The following is a 19,246-nucleotide window of genomic DNA, read 5'->3' as shown; positions in this document are numbered from 1 at the left end:
TTGGGCGGCGTACGTCCACGGTTGTGAAACACGGTTGTGAAACACGGTTGTGAAATATGAGTTTACAATACGACAATAAAAGGGTGATTGTGTTTAGTTGTCCAAATTATTGGCGTGATATCACTAGGGCAGTTTATGGTGCGGCAAGCCCTTTAATTGTTTTTTTAATCGTTTAACCGCGTTTTTGATGGACTTTAAAGATTGCCGCCGCCCGCTGTCAATTGACTGAATATCATTACTTGCTCGATATTTTATCTGTACATACAGTTCAGTAATGTCCGCAAAAGTTTGACTTACAGTAGGTGGTAATTTTTTATTCACATGATTGTCGAAATCTTGCGGCCCTTGCCAACTTGGTCTTGCACCTATATGGGATTCGATTAGTTTGACGGCTCGCATATACCACTCTTGCATTGGATCTGGCTTTTGCCGTAACCAATGAGGTACGAAAAACAAGCCAAGGAGTATGGCGATAAAGCTAACAATGGCTAAACCTAGTAAAGCCAAACGCTGCGTTGTAAGTGTGCCTACGATACGCTTAAATAAGGCTTGTTGTTTTTGTTGATCAAAGCCTATAACCCAGCGGCTCCAGTTGTAGTCCATATCGGCCAAGAACAAGCGTAAATTGTTAAACAAGGCAATATTGGTGAATTTCGCGAGAGCGAAGGGCGAATCAGCTAAAAAACTACCTTCATCTAACATCGCTTGACGCAAACCCATGGTAATTCGCTCGGGTGCAACTGCCGCTGTAGGATCGATTCGTTGCCAACCGGTTTGCTTATCCCACGCTTCGACCCACGCGTGCGCGTCGTATTGATACACACTGAGATACTGCTCTTGATTCGGCTTGGCGACTAATTCTCCGCCCTGATAACCCGCCACTATGCGAGCGGGTATGCCTGCAAGACGCAAACTGTAAGCCATCGCACTGGCGTAATGGCTGCAAAAACCTGCACGCTCTTCAAATAGAAAAACATCGATAGGATCAATAAACATCGGTTTAGGTCGCAAGGTGTATACGAAATTTTCTTGGGTAAAATTGGTCAGTAAAACGCGGATTAGGTCTTGGTCATTCGGGTATTGTGCGCGTAATTGGCTTATCCATTTTTGTGTACGGGGATTACCTTGTTGCGGAGTTTGTAAGCTTAATTGACGATCAAACTCACTGGTAGTTTGAGCACTTATCGCCTGCGTGTAGGATCGCACCGAATAGTGATACTTACTGTGTAGTTTTTGTTGGCTTATGAGTAAAAAGTCAGCACTTTGCCATATCTCGCCTTGGCTTTTTAAGCTCAGAGGGGTGGCGATATCAAGACCGAATAACCAATTTTGCTGAGTTGGCTCGGCAATAACATCGTAGTCAATCGTTGAACCAGTGAGCACGGGGCTAAATTCTTGACGGCGAAATTGATTAATTTGCCGCTGTTGTTTGCGTGCAGAATGAACTTGCCATGATCTGCCGTCAAAGTCTTCCATTACAATGGCTCGCCAGTAACGCTCAGAGGCCATTGGTGCCTGGTTTTTAAAGGTTGCTCTGAATGCCAGCTCGCTTGATTGCGACAACTGCGCAATATCACCTGGCGTGATTTTGTCTGCCAGTCCAGTTTCCATACTTTTGGCTTTTGGCGTTTGCCAAAGTGGCGGTAATTGCGGCATCAAGAAAAATAATAACAAGCCAATTGGTAAGGCTTGCAAAGTCAATATTAAGGTGCGTTTTAGTTGCTGTTTAAAATCGACTTGCGGCGCGTGAAAAAAGCCTAAGGCGATAATTACCCCGAATATAAGTAGTGCGTAAAGTAGGGTGTACGCCATAGATTGGTGAAAGATAAAACCACAACCAATTAGAAAAAAAAGGCTGGTGATGAGTTGGTAAACGTCTCTTTGGGTACGAACCTGCATTAATTTGAGGGCACAAGCCAAGACTAATAAATTCACCATGGTAATTAATAGACCTAAAGGCCAAGCAGAATAAGCCAAACCGACAATGCTTAAAATGGCCAATAAATTTAAGGTTCGTAGGGTGGGGATGTGTTTTTGATAAGCAAAAAATATGGCGCAGCGAATGATGGCACTGCAAATCACCAGCAAGAGTATCCAGCCGATAATGGTGTCTAACAAACTTAATGAAAAAAGGAATACAATGCTGCTCAGAAGTAAAAAAGCCGGATTATTACTTTGCTGTTGACGATCTTTTAAGGTTGTAGGCCGTGACCTCGGTGTTATCAGACGTAAAAATAACAATTTGATGTTCATTGCCCAGCCGCTTGAGCAAAAGCACTCGATTGATAATTGTGAGGATAGAGCGCTAAAGCCTTTAAACAAGCAGTGCGATGGCTTTCACCGGTGTCAGGGCTCAGCTGCAAGTAGTGAAGGTCAAGACCAAACTTATGCCCCTGTCTGCTTAACTCTTGAACTTGGTGGCATAATTTTCCCAGTTGCTCTTCCACCTCAGAAGAGGAACATGTGGGCATAAGCAACCACATGTCAACGTGTTCAAGTCCATCAAATTGTTTGCTGTACATGCCTCTACCCTTTGCTAATTGTTTCCAAGCAACGTGGTGCAAAGGTTCACCTTGTTGATAAATTTTCAAGTGAGAAAAGTCGTCATTATTTTGCACAGCATGGTGTGCGCTATGCTGATCGTGAGCAATATTGCTTGCACTACTGACATGCTGCAAAGACACCCCACATGAAACTGGTTTGGGGTACACCAATATTTTTCGACTAAAAGCCAAGTGCGTCCAACATTTATAAAGACCAAGAGGGTAATAAGTACTGAAAGTTATTCGTGGCAATGTATGCCAGCCTCGTCGTTGACTTTGATAAGTCAAAATTAAGGGATTGTCTATTGTGTCTGCATCAAACCACTGACTCATTTTTTGACCCATGATGCCCACATTAACGATACCGTGTTGTGTAATTGAGTTGGCACTGTCTGCGTTGCACCATAGTGATAAATGAATTTCATCGTGGGCAAAAACTTCTGGCATTCTGCCTAATTTAACCTTGAGTTGGGCAAAGTTACTGTAACTGGTTAATAAGGTGACGAGAAAAACAGCTAATAGAAAATAACACAGCAATAACATCAAATTATTTTGATAGTTGGTGCCCAATAAAAAAAGCAAACTACATAGTGCTAGATAGAGCAGTCCAAATTTAGACGGAAAAATGAATATATTACGGTGATTTAGGCTAAATTCGTTGGCCGCAGGGATCCTTTTGTCGAGCCAATTAACGAAATAATGTTGTAAAAACATGGGTGATACTCATTAGCTGATGGGGTCAACTGACTCAAGCAAGGTTTGACTTAAATTACCTTGCGCTGTGATGTCGGTGGACGCACTGCGCAGGCGATGTTCGGCCACTGCGGGCAGAATAATTTGCACATCTTCAGGTATCACATAGTCCCGATGATTTAAATAAGCCCAACTTTTTGCAGCACTTAACAACGCTTTTGTCGCTCGGGGTGATAGAGGATTAGCAAACAAGGGGCTCTCGCGACTAAAAGTAACTAAACGGATAATATAATCGAGCAAGGCATCAGAGGCATTAACTTCATTAGCCATTGTTTGCGCCTGCATAAATTGTTGACAACTAAACGTTGCCGCCGGTTCTGGAACATCTGTTAGCTCTTGTTGACGTAACATCGATTTTTCAGCATTTTTGTCTGGATAGCCCAATTGAATTCGCATTAAAAAACGGTCAAGTTGCGATTCAGGTAATGGATAGGTGCCTGATTGATGCATGGGGTTTTGCGTACCAATAACAAAAAAAGGTAACGGCACCTTACGGGTTACACCATCAAGGCTGACTTGCCGTTCTTCCATGGCTTCGAGTAAAGCACTTTGGGTTTTAGGACTGGCGCGATTTATTTCATCAGCTAGTACTAATTGGCTAAATATGGGGCCCGGATGGAACTGAAACTGTTGGCTTTGATTGTCAAAAATATTAATGCCCAACATGTCTGCTGGCAATAAGTCAGAAGTGAATTGTATTCGTGAATAGTCTAAACCCAGAACTTTGGCCAAGGTATGTGAAAGCGTTGTTTTACCCATTCCAGGTAAGTCTTCGATTAATAGGTGTCCATTAGCAAGTAAGCAACTCAAGGCTAATTTAACTTGATGTTGCTTGCCTATCACAACCTGACAAATTTGCGTAATGGCTTCGTTAAACAGTGAGTGCGCTTGAAGATGATTCATTAGGTTGTTGGGCCTTTTTATCCACTTTTAGTAACAGCATGCAGTTACTGTAGCTTAACTGACTCATTTTTATGATAATTTGACTTAATACCTGAGTATTAATTGCCAGCAATTAAACTCTTTTACAATTAATCGGTGATTTGCGATCAGCAATCCGTATAATTAAGGATTCTGATCAATAGACATTTAAATTTCATGAAAAACATAGAAATAGAAGAAGACCTTTATCACTTTATTGCCTCAAAAACCCAACATATTGGTGAGAGTGCCTCAGACATTTTGCGTCGCTTAGTCATGCCTGAGTCGGTCGTGAGCAAAACTGAACCACTTGTTGTTGAAGAAAAACCACTAGAAACTGAAAACACTCAATCCACTTTGCTGGCCGAACTTGCTGATTTAAAACTACTTGAAATGCCCAAAATGGTTGATCGTTTTTTAGCGATGTTGGCGTTATTGCATAAATATCATGCGGGAAGCTTTGCTAGTGTACTAACCCTAAGTGGCCGCAATCGTACTTATTTTGCAATCAATAAAGATGCCTTATTAGCCACTGGTAGCAGTACTAACCCAAAACAAGTGCCCGATTCAGAATATTGGGTAATTACTAATAATAACACGGTAAAAAAGGTCACTTTGGTTAAAGAAGTGGCTCAGCTTTTAGGTTATTCAGACGCTCAAATAGAGCAATTGGTTTCATTATTTTGTCCGGAGACGGCTTAACATTAACGTTATTACATATTAAGGATATTTATGGCACTTCATCCCGAAGCTGGCAAACCAGCAAGTAAAGAGCAATTAGTGAATGTGGCGCGTTTAATTAGTGCTTATTACACTAACAAACCTGAAATTGGCAACAGCACTCAAGCAGTTGCGTTTGGTACGTCAGGTCATCGAGGAAGTGCGTTTTTAAGTTCTTTTACTGATACCCACATCGCCGCTATTTGCCAAGCATTAGCCGAGTTTAGGGCAAGCGAAGGTACGACCGGTCCATTGTTTATGGGCATGGACACCCATGCCTTGTCTGAAGCGGCATTTTCTACTGCGGTAGAAGTACTCGCGGCCAATGGTGTGCATTTAATCGTGCAAGAAGATAGAGGGTATACGCCGACACCGGTTATTTCTCATGCCATCTTAGACTACAACCATGGTAAATCCAGTGGCTTAGCGGATGGTGTTGTGATTACGCCTTCACATAATCCACCGGAAGATGGCGGCTTCAAATACAACCCTCCACATGGCGGTCCGGCCGATAGTGATGTCACCAATATAATTCAAGCGCGCGCAAATGAATTGATTGAAGCGGGTTTGGTCGGCGTTAAGCGCATGGATCTAGTCGAAGCGTTTCAATCTGAGTATGTGCAGGAGATGGATTTTTCTGAAAATTATATCGCTCAACTTGATCAAGTCATTGATATGGAAGCGATTGCAAAAGCAGGTTTACGTTTAGGTACTGACCCACTTGGTGGTGCTGGTTTAGCTTACTGGGACAAGATTGCCAAGCATTACAATATTGAAATAGAAGTGGTGAATCGGAATGTCGACCAGCAATTCGGTTTTATGCGCCGAGATAAAGATGGAAAGATTCGCATGGATTGTTCGTCTCCTTATGCAATGGCTGGCTTAATTGACTTAAAAGATAAATTTGATATTGCCTTTGGTAATGATCCCGACTTTGACCGCCACGGCATAGTGACCGCAAAAAGTGGTTTAATGAATCCTAATCACTATTTAGCTGTAGCGATTAACTACTTGTTTCAACATCGCCCCGATTGGCCATCAGACGTTAAAGTAGGCAAGACCTTAGTGTCGAGTAGCATGATCGACCGCGTGGTTAAAAGTTTAGGAAGAGAGCTGGCTGAAATGCCTGTTGGCTTTAAATGGTTTGTACAAGGTCTGCTGAATCAAGAAATTGGATTTGCCGGTGAAGAAAGTGCAGGAGGTATATTTTTACGTCGTAATGGACAACCATGGGCAACAGACAAAGACGGTATCATTTTGTGTTTATTGGCAGCTGAAATTATGGCGGTAACCGGAATTGATCCTGGTGAGCATTATGAAAAGTTAACCGAGCAGTTTGCTGCACCTGTTTACACTCGTATCGATGTTGCGGCTAGCCATGAACAAAAGCAAGTGCTGAGTAAAATGGACAAAAGCGTGATTACCAACACTGAGTTAGCAGGAGAGCCAATCTTACAGATACAAACCCATGCATCGGGCAATAATGCTGCGATAGGTGGGGTTAAAGTGAGTACTGAAAATGGTTGGTTTGCTGCCCGTCCTTCAGGTACAGAAAACGTGTATAAGATTTACGCCGAGAGTTTTAATGGTCAAGCCCATTTAGATGCCTTAATTAAAGAAGCACAAGCTTTAGTTGATGGGGTGTTTAAAACTGCAAATGTGAAATGATTTCACTTATTTTGTTATAAAAGTGTAAAATATCAAGGGTCGAACAGTAATTTGTTCGGCCTTTTTGGTTTTTTTAACAAAGAATTAACAGTAATGTAGGAAAAATACTGCTAAAACTAGACTCATACCCCTAAAATGTAATTTAATTACATAATAAATTTTCACGTTACTGACTTTGGATAAACCAAAAGTAGAAAAAATTGACCTAGGTAGGAAGTAATTCGCTATGAGTATCAAAACCACAAAATCACGCACTACGGTTAAAACGCCTCCTGTCGTAAAGCACGACAAAAAGATAATTAAAGAAGCAATTGTACGGCATTTACATTGCTCACTTGGCACGGATGAAAACAAGGCCAATAACCATGCTTGGTGGAAAGCCACTTGCGCAGCGGTGCAAGAACAAGTGCTCGAACAATTGCGTAAAACACAAAAATCACACTATTTAAACGATACACGAGCAGTGCATTATTTTTCTGCAGAGTTTTTGATGGGTCGTTTAATGTCAAACAATCTGCATAATTTAGGCATGTTTGAGCAAACTGAACAAGCACTTAAAGAATTAGGCGTTAACCTTGACGAAGTCATGGAAGAAGAGCCTGACATGGCGCTAGGCAACGGTGGCTTGGGCCGATTGGCTGCATGTTTTATCGATTCATTGGCTACCCTTGATTTGCCAGCCGTTGGTTACGGTTTACATTATGAACACGGACTATTTCGCCAAGAAATAAAAAATGGCGAACAAATTGAACGTCCTGATAGTTGGCGTGATTACGGTAACCCATGGGAAATTTGCCGTCCCGAGTCTATTCAGGAAATTCCCTTATTTGGATACGTTGAAACAAAATATGGAGAGAATGGCAGAATTCAAAAAGAATGGCACCCTGGTCATATTGTTAAGGGTTTACCTTGGGATATCCCAGTTGTAGGTTACGGCGGTAAGACCGTTAACGTTCTGCGTTTATGGCAGAGTCAGGCTTCAGATTATTTCAATTTAGATGTGTTTAATGCCGGTGGCTATGTTGATGCACAAAAAGAAAACGTATTGGCTGAAACCATATCAAAAGTACTTTATCCGAACGATGAAACGGAAGCGGGTAAGGAACTGCGTCTAATTCAACAGTATTTTTTCACTGCCTGTTCATTAAAAGATATTATTCGTCGTTATAAACGTGCACACGGTGACAATTGGAACCGCTTTGCGGATCAAGTTGTGGTGCAACTTAATGATACACACCCTGCAATTGCAATTCCTGAACTGATGCGCATTTTACTTGATCGCGCTGAATTAGATTGGGATACCGCTTGGACTATTTCTAGCAAAACCTTCGCTTATACAAATCATACCTTGCTGCCAGAAGCGCTAGAAAAATGGCCAGCGCGTATGTTTGAAAAAATATTGCCCAGACACTTAGAAATTATTTACGAGATCAATCACCGATTCATGCTGCAAGTTGAGAAAAAGTGGCCTGGCAACGGGGCAATCAAACAAAAGTTATCGATAATTGAAGAAGGCAATGAAAAAATGATCCGCATGGGTAACCTCAGTGTTATCGGGTCGTTTGCGGTCAATGGTGTTGCTGAAATCCATTCTGCTTTGGTTAAGAAAAACTTGTTTCCAGAGTTTGACCAATTGTGGCCGGGTAAATTGACCAATGTTACCAATGGTATTACGCCTCGTCGTTGGTTGAAGGCCTGTAATCCTAAACTATCGAGTTTATTTGACAGTAAAATTGGTACTGACTGGCCAACCAACTTAGATAAATTGCAAGATTTGAGTCAGTACGCTAGTGACAGCAAATTCCAAAAACAATTTATGCAAATTAAGCATGATAATAAAGTTGCTTTGGCTGCAGAAATATTCGCCTTAACTGGTATTGAAGTGGATCCGAAGGCAATTTTTGACGTGCAAATAAAACGTTTACACGAATATAAACGCCAGCATTTAAATTTATTACATATCATGGCCTTGTATCGTCGTTTATTAGCAAACCCTAATTACGATATTCATCCTCGCGTTTTTATTTTTGGTGCGAAAGCTGCGCCTGGTTATAAATTGGCTAAGGATATTATTTATGCAATTAACCAAGTGGCAGAGCGTATTAATAATGATGCGAGAGTCAACCACAAGCTAAAAGTCGTGTTTTTACCCAATTACCGAGTGAGCCTAGCTGAGAAAATTATTCCTGCGGCAGATGTATCTGAACAAATCTCCACCGCTGGTAAAGAAGCCTCAGGTACAGGTAACATGAAATTGTCGTTAAACGGCGCACTAACCATTGGTACCTTAGATGGAGCCAACATTGAAATTGCGGAAGAAGTAGGCGACGACAATATCTTTATTTTTGGTTTAACGGTAGATGAAGTGCATGCCTTAAATGAAAAAGGTTATAACCCCTTTGACTATTACGACAATAACCGTGAAATTAAGGCCATTCTTGATTGGTTAGAAACTGACTATTTTACCCCCGGTAAACCAGGTGCATTGGCGTCGGTTAAACACAGTTTATTAGAGGGTGGCGATCCTTATAAGGTATTGGCTGATTTTACTTCTTATTCTGAAGCGCATGAAAAGGTAGACGCGGCTTATAAAGATTCAGTTAATTGGGCGAAGATGGCTATACTCAACTCGGCAAAAATGGGCAAATTTACCTCTGATCGGTCTATAAAAGATTACGTGGAACGAATTTGGAGACTTGAAGCCTGTAAAGTTGATCAATAATTAGCCAAACGCCACTGTTATAGCGATTGCGTATGGTCTTAAGCAATTGTTATAAGGTATGATTATTAAATACAAGAAAGCCCAAAAAATAGTTGGGCTTTCTTTGATTTATTAATAAATGGATGATGAATGAGGGATAATTATCAGCGCGATTAAAGGCTTATCTGGAGTGCATAGGATTTAATGAAAAATCAGCATGATTCGTTAATTAGTATTCCTAATAGACACGTATTTTTAGACCAAGTTAATCAGATCATTCAGCTTGCACCCGAGCAATCTTTATTACTCATTGATGTAGTGAGATTTTCAGATGTTAGTAGTGGCTTCGGTTATGAATTTGGTGACAAAATTTTACTCGAAATCGCAAATCGTATCGCGCATATCTTTCAAGAAAAAGCATTACTCGGCCGGGTTAGTGGTGATGTATTTGGCCTAGTAGTGAAAGGCATACATAGCCAAGAAAAACTCCACGAACTGTACTCATATCTAGTAGAACATTTTAAAGCACCTATCTCATGTGAAGATCATGCTTTTATTGCTGATTTCAACGTAGGTGCGGCGTCGAATCAACCAGCGAATACTGATGTAAATCGATTTTTTTCTTTGGCTGAATCGGCTTTAAAACAAGCAAAAAGTAATAAATTTGATAATTTCCAATATGCCAAACTACATAAGACAGAAATTGGAGGACGCGCTCTTGCCTTAAAGGCTGATATTGCCCGTGCTTTTAGTCATGACGAGTTAGAAATTTACTTTCAGCCAAAAGTGAATTTGACCACCTTAGATATTATTGGTGCAGAATGTTTACTGCGCTGGAATCACCCTTTGGACGGCGTATTGTTTCCTGGTGCTTTAATAGAAGCCGCTGAATCTTACAATATGATGAACGAGGTAGGGTATTGGACGTTAGAGCAAGCATTTAAAAGTGCGACGGTTTTTAATGCCAATGGCTTGTCACTAAAAATATCAGTTAATATGTCGCCCACTCAGCTATACGACATCGCGTTTGTCAGTAATCTTAAAAAGTTAGGCCGAAAATATCAGGTAGAATTTGAACAGTTTGAGTTAGAGTTAACAGAAGACGTTGCTCTCTCAAATTCTTTTTTAGTGAAAAATCAGCTTGCTGAAATACGCGCTTTGGGTATGTCTATCGCGATTGATGATTTTGGCAAGGGCTATTCAAACTTGGCCTACATGCGAGATATTGCGATTGATACAATTAAAATCGATAAAACTTTTGTCATGGAGTTAGAGCAAACGCCGATTAATCGCGCCATTATTGAAGCGACTCAATTGATCGCCAATGCGGCTAAATGTGAATTGGTCGCAGAGGGAATTGAAACCTTACAACATCTGCATATACTGCGAGAAATTGGCATAACCCAAGGACAAGGTTTTCTGTTCTCAAAAGCGGTTCCACTTGAGCAATTTATTGTTCTAGCCCATCAAGAGTTAGCGGTTGGCTCGTCTCTGAATCGTTTGCAAAAAACAGCCTGTTAATTGCTTCCTCTGCGTTTAAAAATCAACAAATTTCGCGGATTTTTGCGTTATGATACGTCATCGTTTTTTTATGATGTCTTCTATGTCTACAAACAATACTAAGCAAACTTGTGATCTTATCCATACGCTATTGACTGAGGGCAGTTTTTTGTCCTTATCGCGTTTTCAGCCCGAGCTATTTTTCCAAGCCCTATCATTCTCCTTACCCAATAGCACCCAAGTGACGATAACGGCACCGGGTATTATTGTATTTGAACCACAACAACGTGGAGACAAGGACATTGTGCTATCAAGTGGGATCCATGGTAATGAAACTGCGCCCATAGAAATTTGCGATGAGTTTGTACAAGGTATACTGCGGGGTAATATTCACCTGGCTCATCGTGTTTTATTCTTATTTGGTAACTTGCCTGCGATGAACGTGGCAAAACGCTTTATTGATGAGAATTTGAACCGTTTATTTAGCGGCGCTCACAGCGCTTCTGACGGCGCGATGAATGCAGAATGTGTACGTGCAAAACAACTCGAAGAGGCCGTGAGAGATTTTTTTACGGCCGACACAACTCGCCTGCGTATACATTATGATTTACATACGGCCATCAAACCTTCGAAAAACGACAAATTTGCGGTGTATCCTTTTAGACATGGTCGTCCTTGGAATAAAGAGCAATTAGCCTTTTTACTCGCTTGTGGCATCAACACGATTTTACTCTCTGGTAGTTCAACCACGACCTTTAGTTATTATTCTTCTAATGAATTTAATGCAGAGGCGTTTACGGTTGAGCTGGGCAAAGTAAAGCCCTTTGGTCAAAACGATATGAGTCAATTTGCAGCGGTTAAGCGCACATTAATGCAATTGATTTGTGGCGCACAAATGGAACTCAAAGCCTTTGATAATAATGATTTCTTAATTTATCAAGTCAATCAGGTAATCAATAAACACAGTGACGCTTTTAGTTTTACCTTCAGTGATGAACTCGCTAACTTCAGTGATTTTACAAAAGGCGATTTGTTAGCTAGTGATGGTGAATATCAGTATTACTGTGAACATGATGGCGAGGCTATTGTTTTCCCCAATGCCAATGTCGCGATTGGACAACGTGCGGTACTAACAGTTGTTCCCACCAAAATTTAACAAGGAATCTTGATGTCATCATTTAACTTAGATACTCGACTCGAGCATGACTGTGAATGGGTCTGTGACCTTAAATTATGTAAAGTATTGTTACTGAAAGATGCGAATTACCCTTGGCTTATTTTGGTGCCAATGATAGCCAACTGTGTTGAAATTATTGATTTAGAGCCCGCGCAACAACAGCTATTGTGGCAAGAATCTGCGCAGGTGAGCCGCGCACTTCAACAATTGTTTCAGCCTGATAAACTGAATATTGCTGCTATTGGCAACGTGGTGGCACAATTGCATATTCATCACATAGTTCGATATAGTTCAGACTTGTGTTGGCCCAAACCTGTGTGGGGTCAACATCCCGCAAAGTCCTATGAGTCAGAGCAATTAGCTAAGCGTATTACTCAGCTTGCACAACTATTACAGCTTAATTAAAGGAATCGCCATGATCATCACTACAACCAACAATCTTGAAGGTAAAAAAATCGAAAGTTATTTAGGTATCGTTGTCGGCGAAGCCGTCATGGGCGCTAACCTTTTCAAAGATATTTTTGCCACTATTCGCGATATCGTTGGTGGTCGTTCTGGTGCGTATGAAGACGAGTTAACTAAAGCCCGTAAAATTGGTTTTTTGGAATTAGAACAAGAAGCCAGAGCAATGGGCGCAAACGCTGTGGTTGGCGTTGATATTGACTATGAAGTAGTCGGTAAGGGCGGCAGTATGTTGATGGTAAGTATCAGTGGTACGGCAGTGCGTTGCTCAGATATATAACACTATTTAGTAAAGGCTGAAGCACGCCAACGTGGCATAGTTGGCTTACCACTTATCGTCTTTCTCATCATAGTGGGCGTTGTTGTCATTTGAGACTTTCGGTAAAGGCTGTTTTGCACTTTGTTTGAGTAACAAGATATTGCCGATAATGACGCCGAGCACAATTAAAATGATGATAAGCGCTAACCAAATGTTCATGCTTGTCCTTTGTTAAGAATGTATTGCTGATAAATACCCTCAAGGTTTGGCAATATACACTCAATACCTAACAGTTTTGCTTCAATTATGGCTGATTTTAAACCATCAAGGCTAAATGACTGGCGCATGTCTTGAGCGATGCAGTCGTAACTTAAATGCCAAGGCTCTGCTGCCACGCCGCCTGTGTAAGCGCAATAAGGACGACTGAAACCGAAGTCTTGCGCGTGGACATCTAACCAAAGGTTGAGCTCATAACAAGGGCCTGACTTATCGGTATATTCCTGTTGAATCAACTGTAGTGATTGGCCTCTTGAAGCAAGTGTTTGTTGGTCATAGACATCCAAATCGGTTCCCCAATGATGCCTACTTGCCCCCGGTAGAGCTGACCATGTTAAAATCGCCTTGAGTTTTTGCTCATCACAGAGGGTTTCAAATGGAATAATCTGCTCATTGATATCTCTTAGAATTTTCTCGCCAAGCCACTTTTTTTGCCAAATGCTTTGTTGTTGTTGAAAACTGCGATAACTACTGGCAATTTGGCAATCAATACCTTCAGTTGCTGCCGCTTTTTGCATTTTGCTAAAAGCCTGTGCGACCGGTGCTTGCAAGCGATGTCCTTGTTGACATGCCACTAAGTGGCTGTCATCAAGACCCAGAATATGTTGCAAAGTGATCATGCTAGTAAGCGTTGTAATATATTATGGTACACCGATGTTAGGGTGCTCAGGTCGTTTATGTTTACGCATTCATCGATTTTATGAATGGTTGCATTAACCGGACCTAATTCAACTACTTGTGCTCCTGTGGGGGCGATAAAACGACCATCAGAGGTGCCACCCGCGGTCGATAACTCAGTGTCTATGCCTGTACAATCCTTAATGGCATCGACAGTAGCGGCGACCAAATCACCGGCAGCCGTTAAAAAGGGTTGACCATTGAAGGTCCACTTGATGTCGTATTCGAGTTGGTGTTTATCTAATAACTCAGTGACTCGTTTAATCAGCTCTTGGTCAGTCACTTCGGTGGAAAATCGAAAATTAAAACAGATATGCAATTCGCCAGGAATAACATTGCCAGCGCCCGTTCCACCGTTGATATTTGAAATTTGAAAGCTAGTGGGCGGAAAAAATTCGTTACCACTGTCCCAGTGTGTGTTAGCTAACTCCGCTAGGGCTGGCGCTACCTGATGAATTGGATTGCGAGCAAGATGAGGGTAGGCCACATGACCTTGAATCCCTTTGATGATGAGATCACCAGTCAGTGAGCCTCTGCGGCCATTTTTTACTACATCACCCACTTTAGCGGTACTGGAAGGTTCACCTACAATACACCAGTCAATTTTTTCATTACGCTCTTCTAGGGTATCAATTACTTTAGTCGTGCCATTAATAAAAGGCCCTTCTTCATCACTGGTAATTAGATAGGCAATTGAGCCTTTGTGATCAGGGTTTGCTTGAATAAACCGCTGAGTCGCGACAACCATTGCAGCAATACTGCCTTTCATATCCGCTGCGCCACGCCCAAACAACATGCCATCTTTTTCAGTTGCTTCAAAGGGCGGGGTTTGCCATTTTTCGGCGGGGCCTGAAGGTACGACGTCAGTGTGTCCGGCAAAACAAAATAGCGGCGCTTGGCTGCCTTTTCTGATCCATACGTTTTTCGTATCACCAAAATCGAGGTGTTCAACCACAAAACCTAAGGGGGTGAGTAAATCGGCCAATAAGTCCATGCATCCGGCATCTTCTGGGGTCACCGATTTTTTGTTGATGAGTGCTTTGGTTAGCGTTAATACGTCGGTCATAGCTTAAAAATCTCTTGATATTGCTCAGCCGAAAAGCCACATAAATAATGCTGTTGATGGACTAATATGGGGCGTTTTATCATGGCGGGTTGTTCAAGCATAAGCTGCAATGCGGTTTGCTTATCCAAGTTGCTTTTTTGTTGATCGCTAAGCTGACGAAAGGTCGTGCCTTTTTTATTTAGCATCACTTCCCATGAGAGCTGTTTTTCGGTGTTTTCTAACCATGCCATGGCTAGTCCATCTTTGCGATAGTCATGGAAGGTAAATGCTATGTTGTGTTCGTTGAGCCATTTGATGGCTTTCTTTATGGTATCGCAATTTTTAATGCCGTATACAGAGGTCATGCTGGCCTTTATTTAATGATGTGTGTCACAGTAAATCAGGCTGCAAACTATAACGACAAACCTATTATAAGGTAAAGAACAGAACACGCTAACTACCAATAAACGGTCATAAGCTTATCTTGGCCTGCTAGCACTTTATAATAGAACGGCTCGATGGCTTTAATTTTATCACTGTTTATTAGAGTAACCGGACAATGCACGCTACTAAGCTGTCTTTTCATTTGGTTCAAGTCAAATTCAAGTAGTACTTGGGCTTGAGAAAATCGTTGCGCTTTTTTAACTTTCTTTTTAAAACCAAGGCCCATCATTGACAATGAATCAAAGCCAAGTTGCACCATCAATTGCAGGCCATTATTAGCGCGTAATCGGATTTGGTTACCAGTGGGGCTTACATCCATAACAGTACCATCAAAAGGCGCAAGAACTTGATAACCAGCGGGCTCAATTACCACCCCATCACCAAACAAACGATTGGCAAACAAGCTGTCACTTGCAGCCTCAATGGGCAGCACCTTGCCAGCTACCGGACTCATAATGCTGAATCGATTGGTATGCACTGGGATGGTTGATGAACTCACTACTTTATTAAATATCTGCACTATACCATCACTTTATAACCGTTTTTGCTCAGTGCCTTAGTCGCATTGGTAAGATCATGCTCTTTAACCAGGAAGAAATCAGTTTCAAAAGTGGATACCACAAATATACTGATTTTCGCCGCCGCCAGCACAGAGCCAATTTGCGCCATGATGCCCACCATGCTCAAGTTAAGTGGACCAAGCACTTCTAATGCTCGCCAATCACGATCACTGTCCTCACTTTGAATAGCAATATTATCGGGGACGACGATGGATAATTCGTCTTGAGTTTTACCAATAAAGTATACCGTAGCACTAAAAACGGCTTGAGGTATTACCGCATCAGAAGGCAAACTGTGAATAACAAAATGGTCAGATAATACCTGTAAAGTTTGCTTTGGCATGATGTGTCACTTCTCCCTTGTTAAACAAATTTTATGGTATCCAAATCAAATACGAGTGTAAGTCGTTAGTAAAGAGATCAAACTTTATCCAAAAAATACCTGCTTTATCCACGTAAACTGTGGATAACTCTGTTGAATACTCGTTATATGTTCACTAAAAAGCTGATATATAACGGAAAATTCAGGTTGTTCGTTAATTGTTCGCTTAAAAAGGCAATTTGATAACTTTGCTAAAAGTAAAGCTAAAAGACCGCAAATAGACAAAAAATATACAAAATAAATTGATTCGTTTACTGCCGACAACGCTAACATGTGAAGCGGATTTAATTAACAATACCAGCCAGTTTTTTACCTGAACTGGGGAGTTAAATCGGGTGTATTAGCGATAAATCCGGATCCGCTAAAAAGTGATTAAAAGCCTCAGCTAAACGCTCGGTTTCACTCAATACCGTTCGCCAATATTTAATGCGCTCGTCAGTGGCTAATTTAGTAAAGTCCTCGCGATCGGGAATTTTTCCGTAGGGCAGGCTAGCAATAAACTGCGCTGAGGGAACTAACATCACGGTAGTGGCATAATTGCGTGGATTGACTTTGCGTTTCAGACTTTTATCAAACCAACCGGCTTTAGGGTTGCTGTTAAAATGTGGATACAGGGTCAAACCACGTTGATTTTCTAATTTAATGTCAAAATGGTAATCGATAATTCCGCCATCTCGATACATGCCAGGTGGCGAGTCGGGAATATTCTTTATACCCTGCATCACCATTGGAATAGAGCCGGAGGCGAGTAGGGCATCGGCTAAATTACGCTCAGTTAAATTAACGTAGTGGGTAGTAAATTCACTTTCATCATGAAACTGTAAATTACTGTTCGGCGTGTGATACACATACCGTTCATATTGCTTATTCAACAATCGGCGGCTAAGGCGATTCATCGCATAACTTTTTACTAGTCCTGCTAACTGTAAGGCCTTCTGTTCACTCGCAACTAAGCCATTGGCTTTAGCAACAATGAAGTGTGCTTTAAATACGTCATTGTTAATAATTTCTGCTGCGCCGTTTGTGCCAAGCACTTGCTTTAACAGTACTCGGGCACTTTGGGTAATCTCAGCTGGGGTGACTTTGTCTGCATAAACCGTTTCAGAATAGTATTTAGCTAAACGACTGATGGCGGCAACCGGATCGGCTTGAGCAAAGCAGGCGGCTCGAAAGGCACCCGCTGATGAACCTATCAATGATAAGGTCTGTTGCCTGTCTTTAAAAAATTCGCCAAATAGATATTTATCGAGGCCAAATAAACTGAACCATTTAGGCCCACCTGACGCGCCTAAAAACGCCGAAAAAACCTCGTTAGTAAAACCCTCTGTTTGCAGTGTTTTTAAGGCTTCTTTCCCAGCGAATATTTCTAACATAAAACATCTAACCTTTGACTAGTTGCTGTCTACCCATATTTGCTTTTTGCCCGCGCCTTTGGCTTGATACAAGGCTGCATCGGCTGCACCAATGAGTTCACTGAGTTTGTCATAGTTCTCTGAGCTAGCAAGACCCGCACTAAAGCTACATGTAAAGTCAAATTCGTTAACGGTAAAATTAATGGCTTGAAAGGCGGTGAGAATATTATTCATTTTACGTTCAATGGTTGCGCTGTCGGCATCACTGAACACCACTAAAAACTCTTCACCACCATAACGCCCCACGTAATCTGTTTCACGAATAGATTGCTGGATTAATTGACCTAAGGACACTAATACTTTATCGCCGCCAATGTGCCCATAGGTATCATTGACCTTTTTAAAGTTATCGAGGTCAATCATCACCACCACGATGGGTTTAATGTGTCTTGATGCCATGCGCATTGCATGTGAAGCAGCTTCCATAATCTGACCATGGTTAAGCACACCGGTTAAACTGTCTCTGGATGCAGCAAAACGAATTTGTTGACTGCGCTGAATACGACTGTCTAGTTGACGTAAGATAAGCTCTGGTGAGGTATCTTTTGGAATAACATCGTCTGCGCCTGCTTCTAAGGCAGCAATTTTAGACATGATGTCGTTATCAGCGGTTAAGAAGATAACAGGTACGTAGTCGTATTTTGCTTGTTGGCGAATAAGCTTTGCCACTTCAAAACCATTGATTTCTGGCATGTGCATATCAAGTAAAAAGATATCAGGATGAAATGATTCTAAAGAAGTCATGATCTGGTTTGCTTGAGTGAGCACTAATACATCTATGCCTTGTGATTCAAGTAAGGTTTTATAAAAAACGCCCACCGCTGCTTGGTCGTCAAGCAACAATATTTTATAGGGTCTAATCAAATCAATTTTAAAATTTTTACGAATTTTACTCACTAAAGAAGTGATGTTAACCGGCTTTAATAGAAAGTCATTGACCTCTGCGCGAACCGAAAACAAGCGCGCATCAAATGAGTCATGGGAGGATAGGATAAATACATCAGTATCATATTGAGTGAGTGTTTTAGCTAAGTTGAATACTTCGGTGTTATCGGTTTCTGGCGTTGCTAAGTCCAACAGCACGAGTTTATAAGATGTAGACTCCAGTCCTTTTTTTAATTGTTGTACAGATGAGTAGTGGGTGATGACAAAACCAAATGTAGAGAGTAGTTTGGTTAAAAAGCTACCTACGGCATTATCCTCATCAACGATAGCAATTGAAATTTCGCGATGAGATTTTAAATTGGTGTTGACCGTTTCATCGTTAATTTCAGTCAATGAAACGGGTGACGAACTAGCTGTGATTGCTTGGTGTACCGTTAACAAGGGGTTCGGTACTTGTTTGGATAGAGCCATGAGTTTTTTAATAAGTAAATCAATCAAGGGCGTCATGACGGACAGATCAAGTTCATGGGTTTCACAATTGGCCACATGCTGCTCAATTTGGCCTAACAATTCACTCAGCTTGATATAATTTAGGGCGGCACTACTGCCCTTTAGACTATGCACTTCAAAGCGAAAAGCCTTAAAGTTGGCGACTACTTGCGTATGCTGAGCAATACGCCATAAACCTTCAAGTTGGATTAATCGTTGCGACAATTCCTGACTGAAAACCTGACGAAATTCATTTATTTTTTGTTCTAATTTAGTTTGGGTCGCAGTATGTTCAGGTTGGTCTGGCATACTTTTTTTAGTATTTATCAATGGTAATCTCGGACTCTGTATTCAATTAAAATTATTTTCTC

The 19,246-nt window shown here is 41.3% G+C and carries 18 protein-coding genes; 7 read left to right on the top strand and 11 right to left on the bottom strand.

The features are described from left to right. Positions 1–123 precede the first annotated feature (123 nt). Genes NWQ57_RS12175 through NWQ57_RS12165 form a run of 3 tightly spaced genes read right to left on the bottom strand, consistent with a single transcriptional unit; the run spans position 124 to position 4,199 of the window. Complete coding sequence (locus NWQ57_RS12175) at positions 124–2,253, bottom strand: DUF3488 and transglutaminase-like domain-containing protein (RefSeq protein WP_306022423.1); 2,130 nt, start codon at positions 2,251–2,253, stop codon at positions 124–126. Further along, the gene (locus NWQ57_RS12170; RefSeq protein WP_306022422.1) at positions 2,250–3,257 is read right to left on the bottom strand and encodes a DUF58 domain-containing protein; all 1,008 of its coding nucleotides are present in this window, start codon (positions 3,255–3,257) and stop codon (positions 2,250–2,252) included. The genes NWQ57_RS12175 and NWQ57_RS12170 overlap by 4 nt, the downstream gene beginning before the upstream one ends. A gap of 12 nt (positions 3,258–3,269) precedes the next feature. Next, positions 3,270–4,199: a MoxR family ATPase gene (locus NWQ57_RS12165; protein WP_306022421.1), complete on the bottom strand. Its 930-nt coding sequence runs from the start codon at positions 4,197–4,199 to the stop codon at positions 3,270–3,272. Between the two features lie 195 nt (positions 4,200–4,394). Between NWQ57_RS12165 and NWQ57_RS12160 the strand changes: the two genes are divergently transcribed. The 7 genes from NWQ57_RS12160 (at position 4,395) to NWQ57_RS12130 (ending at position 12,725) form a co-directional block, all read left to right on the top strand. After that, positions 4,395–4,919: a Negative modulator of initiation of replication gene (locus NWQ57_RS12160; RefSeq protein WP_306022420.1), complete on the top strand. Its 525-nt coding sequence runs from the start codon at positions 4,395–4,397 to the stop codon at positions 4,917–4,919. Positions 4,920–4,949: 30 nt separating this feature from the next. Then, positions 4,950–6,605, top strand: a complete 1,656-nt coding sequence (gene pgm, locus NWQ57_RS12155; protein WP_306022419.1) for a phosphoglucomutase (alpha-D-glucose-1,6-bisphosphate-dependent) — start codon at positions 4,950–4,952, stop codon at positions 6,603–6,605. Positions 6,606–6,831: 226 nt separating this feature from the next. Continuing rightward, positions 6,832–9,327 (top strand): glycogen/starch/alpha-glucan phosphorylase, encoded by a 2,496-nt coding sequence (locus tag NWQ57_RS12150; RefSeq protein ID WP_306022418.1) that lies wholly within the window; start codon positions 6,832–6,834, stop codon positions 9,325–9,327. Positions 9,328–9,510: 183 nt separating this feature from the next. After that, the gene (locus tag NWQ57_RS12145; protein WP_306022417.1) at positions 9,511–10,827 is read left to right on the top strand and encodes a bifunctional diguanylate cyclase/phosphodiesterase; all 1,317 of its coding nucleotides are present in this window, start codon (positions 9,511–9,513) and stop codon (positions 10,825–10,827) included. Positions 10,828–10,909: 82 nt separating this feature from the next. Beyond that, positions 10,910–11,962, top strand: a complete 1,053-nt coding sequence (astE, locus tag NWQ57_RS12140) for a succinylglutamate desuccinylase (protein WP_306022416.1) — start codon at positions 10,910–10,912, stop codon at positions 11,960–11,962. A gap of 12 nt (positions 11,963–11,974) precedes the next feature. Next, complete coding sequence (locus NWQ57_RS12135; RefSeq protein ID WP_306022415.1) at positions 11,975–12,388, top strand: HIT domain-containing protein; 414 nt, start codon at positions 11,975–11,977, stop codon at positions 12,386–12,388. A 10-nt stretch (positions 12,389–12,398) separates the two neighbouring features. Beyond that, positions 12,399–12,725 carry a heavy metal-binding domain-containing protein gene (locus tag NWQ57_RS12130; RefSeq protein ID WP_306022414.1) on the top strand — a complete coding sequence of 109 codons (327 nt, stop codon included), beginning with the start codon at positions 12,399–12,401 and terminating at the stop codon, positions 12,723–12,725. Between the two features lie 45 nt (positions 12,726–12,770). On the opposite strand, the gene NWQ57_RS12125 is transcribed toward NWQ57_RS12130, so the two are convergent. From NWQ57_RS12125 to NWQ57_RS12090, 8 genes are all read right to left on the bottom strand, one after another. Further along, positions 12,771–12,923, bottom strand: coding sequence for a DUF2897 family protein (locus NWQ57_RS12125; protein WP_306022413.1), 153 nt, complete (start codon positions 12,921–12,923; stop codon positions 12,771–12,773). Next, positions 12,920–13,600, bottom strand: a complete 681-nt coding sequence (locus tag NWQ57_RS12120; RefSeq protein ID WP_306022412.1) for a M15 family metallopeptidase — start codon at positions 13,598–13,600, stop codon at positions 12,920–12,922. Before NWQ57_RS12120 ends, NWQ57_RS12125 begins: the two co-directional genes overlap by 4 nt. Further along, the gene (dapE, locus tag NWQ57_RS12115; protein ID WP_306022411.1) at positions 13,597–14,724 is read right to left on the bottom strand and encodes a succinyl-diaminopimelate desuccinylase; all 1,128 of its coding nucleotides are present in this window, start codon (positions 14,722–14,724) and stop codon (positions 13,597–13,599) included. Before dapE ends, NWQ57_RS12120 begins: the two co-directional genes overlap by 4 nt. Next, on the bottom strand, positions 14,721–15,068 hold the full coding sequence (locus tag NWQ57_RS12110) for an ArsC family reductase (protein ID WP_306022410.1): 348 nt from the start codon (positions 15,066–15,068) through the stop codon (positions 14,721–14,723). The genes dapE and NWQ57_RS12110 overlap by 4 nt, the downstream gene beginning before the upstream one ends. Positions 15,069–15,160: 92 nt before the next feature. Next, the gene (locus tag NWQ57_RS12105; RefSeq protein ID WP_306022409.1) at positions 15,161–15,667 is read right to left on the bottom strand and encodes a PTS glucose transporter subunit IIA; all 507 of its coding nucleotides are present in this window, start codon (positions 15,665–15,667) and stop codon (positions 15,161–15,163) included. Further along, a complete protein-coding gene (locus tag NWQ57_RS12100; RefSeq protein ID WP_306022408.1) occupies positions 15,667–16,050 on the bottom strand; it encodes an ACT domain-containing protein in 384 nt (127 codons plus the stop codon). Before NWQ57_RS12100 ends, NWQ57_RS12105 begins: the two co-directional genes overlap by 1 nt. 365 nt (positions 16,051–16,415) lie before the next feature. Further along, complete coding sequence (locus NWQ57_RS12095) at positions 16,416–17,462, bottom strand: patatin-like phospholipase family protein (protein WP_306022407.1); 1,047 nt, start codon at positions 17,460–17,462, stop codon at positions 16,416–16,418. 18 nt (positions 17,463–17,480) lie between these two features. After that, a complete protein-coding gene (locus NWQ57_RS12090; protein WP_306022406.1) occupies positions 17,481–19,205 on the bottom strand; it encodes a diguanylate cyclase in 1,725 nt (574 codons plus the stop codon). Positions 19,206–19,246: the final 41 nt, after the last annotated feature.

It is taken from the genome of Paraglaciecola sp. (genome assembly GCF_030730205.1).
Taxonomy (GTDB): domain Bacteria; phylum Pseudomonadota; class Gammaproteobacteria; order Enterobacterales; family Alteromonadaceae; genus Paraglaciecola.
Note: the sequence above shows the minus strand (reverse complement) of the source record. Positions and strands in the feature narration are given on the sequence as shown.

Bases quoted from the DNA above. Each gene is read 5' to 3' on its own strand.
- NWQ57_RS12175 (WP_306022423.1), bottom strand. From the start codon at position 2,253: ATGAACATCAAATTGTTATTTTTACGTCTGATAACACCGAGGTCACGG.
- NWQ57_RS12170 (WP_306022422.1), bottom strand. From the start codon at position 3,257: ATGTTTTTACAACATTATTTCGTTAATTGGCTCGACAAAAGGATCCCT.
- NWQ57_RS12165 (WP_306022421.1), bottom strand. From the start codon at position 4,199: ATGAATCATCTTCAAGCGCACTCACTGTTTAACGAAGCCATTACGCAA.
- NWQ57_RS12160 (WP_306022420.1), top strand. From the start codon at position 4,395: ATGAAAAACATAGAAATAGAAGAAGACCTTTATCACTTTATTGCCTCA.
- pgm (WP_306022419.1), top strand. From the start codon at position 4,950: ATGGCACTTCATCCCGAAGCTGGCAAACCAGCAAGTAAAGAGCAATTA.
- NWQ57_RS12150 (WP_306022418.1), top strand. From the start codon at position 6,832: ATGAGTATCAAAACCACAAAATCACGCACTACGGTTAAAACGCCTCCT.
- NWQ57_RS12145 (WP_306022417.1), top strand. From the start codon at position 9,511: ATGAAAAATCAGCATGATTCGTTAATTAGTATTCCTAATAGACACGTA.
- astE (WP_306022416.1), top strand. From the start codon at position 10,910: ATGTCTACAAACAATACTAAGCAAACTTGTGATCTTATCCATACGCTA.
- NWQ57_RS12135 (WP_306022415.1), top strand. From the start codon at position 11,975: ATGTCATCATTTAACTTAGATACTCGACTCGAGCATGACTGTGAATGG.
- NWQ57_RS12130 (WP_306022414.1), top strand. From the start codon at position 12,399: ATGATCATCACTACAACCAACAATCTTGAAGGTAAAAAAATCGAAAGT.
- NWQ57_RS12125 (WP_306022413.1), bottom strand. From the start codon at position 12,923: ATGAACATTTGGTTAGCGCTTATCATCATTTTAATTGTGCTCGGCGTC.
- NWQ57_RS12120 (WP_306022412.1), bottom strand. From the start codon at position 13,600: ATGATCACTTTGCAACATATTCTGGGTCTTGATGACAGCCACTTAGTG.
- dapE (WP_306022411.1), bottom strand. From the start codon at position 14,724: ATGACCGACGTATTAACGCTAACCAAAGCACTCATCAACAAAAAATCG.
- NWQ57_RS12110 (WP_306022410.1), bottom strand. From the start codon at position 15,068: ATGACCTCTGTATACGGCATTAAAAATTGCGATACCATAAAGAAAGCC.
- NWQ57_RS12100 (WP_306022408.1), bottom strand. From the start codon at position 16,050: ATGCCAAAGCAAACTTTACAGGTATTATCTGACCATTTTGTTATTCAC.
- NWQ57_RS12095 (WP_306022407.1), bottom strand. From the start codon at position 17,462: ATGTTAGAAATATTCGCTGGGAAAGAAGCCTTAAAAACACTGCAAACA.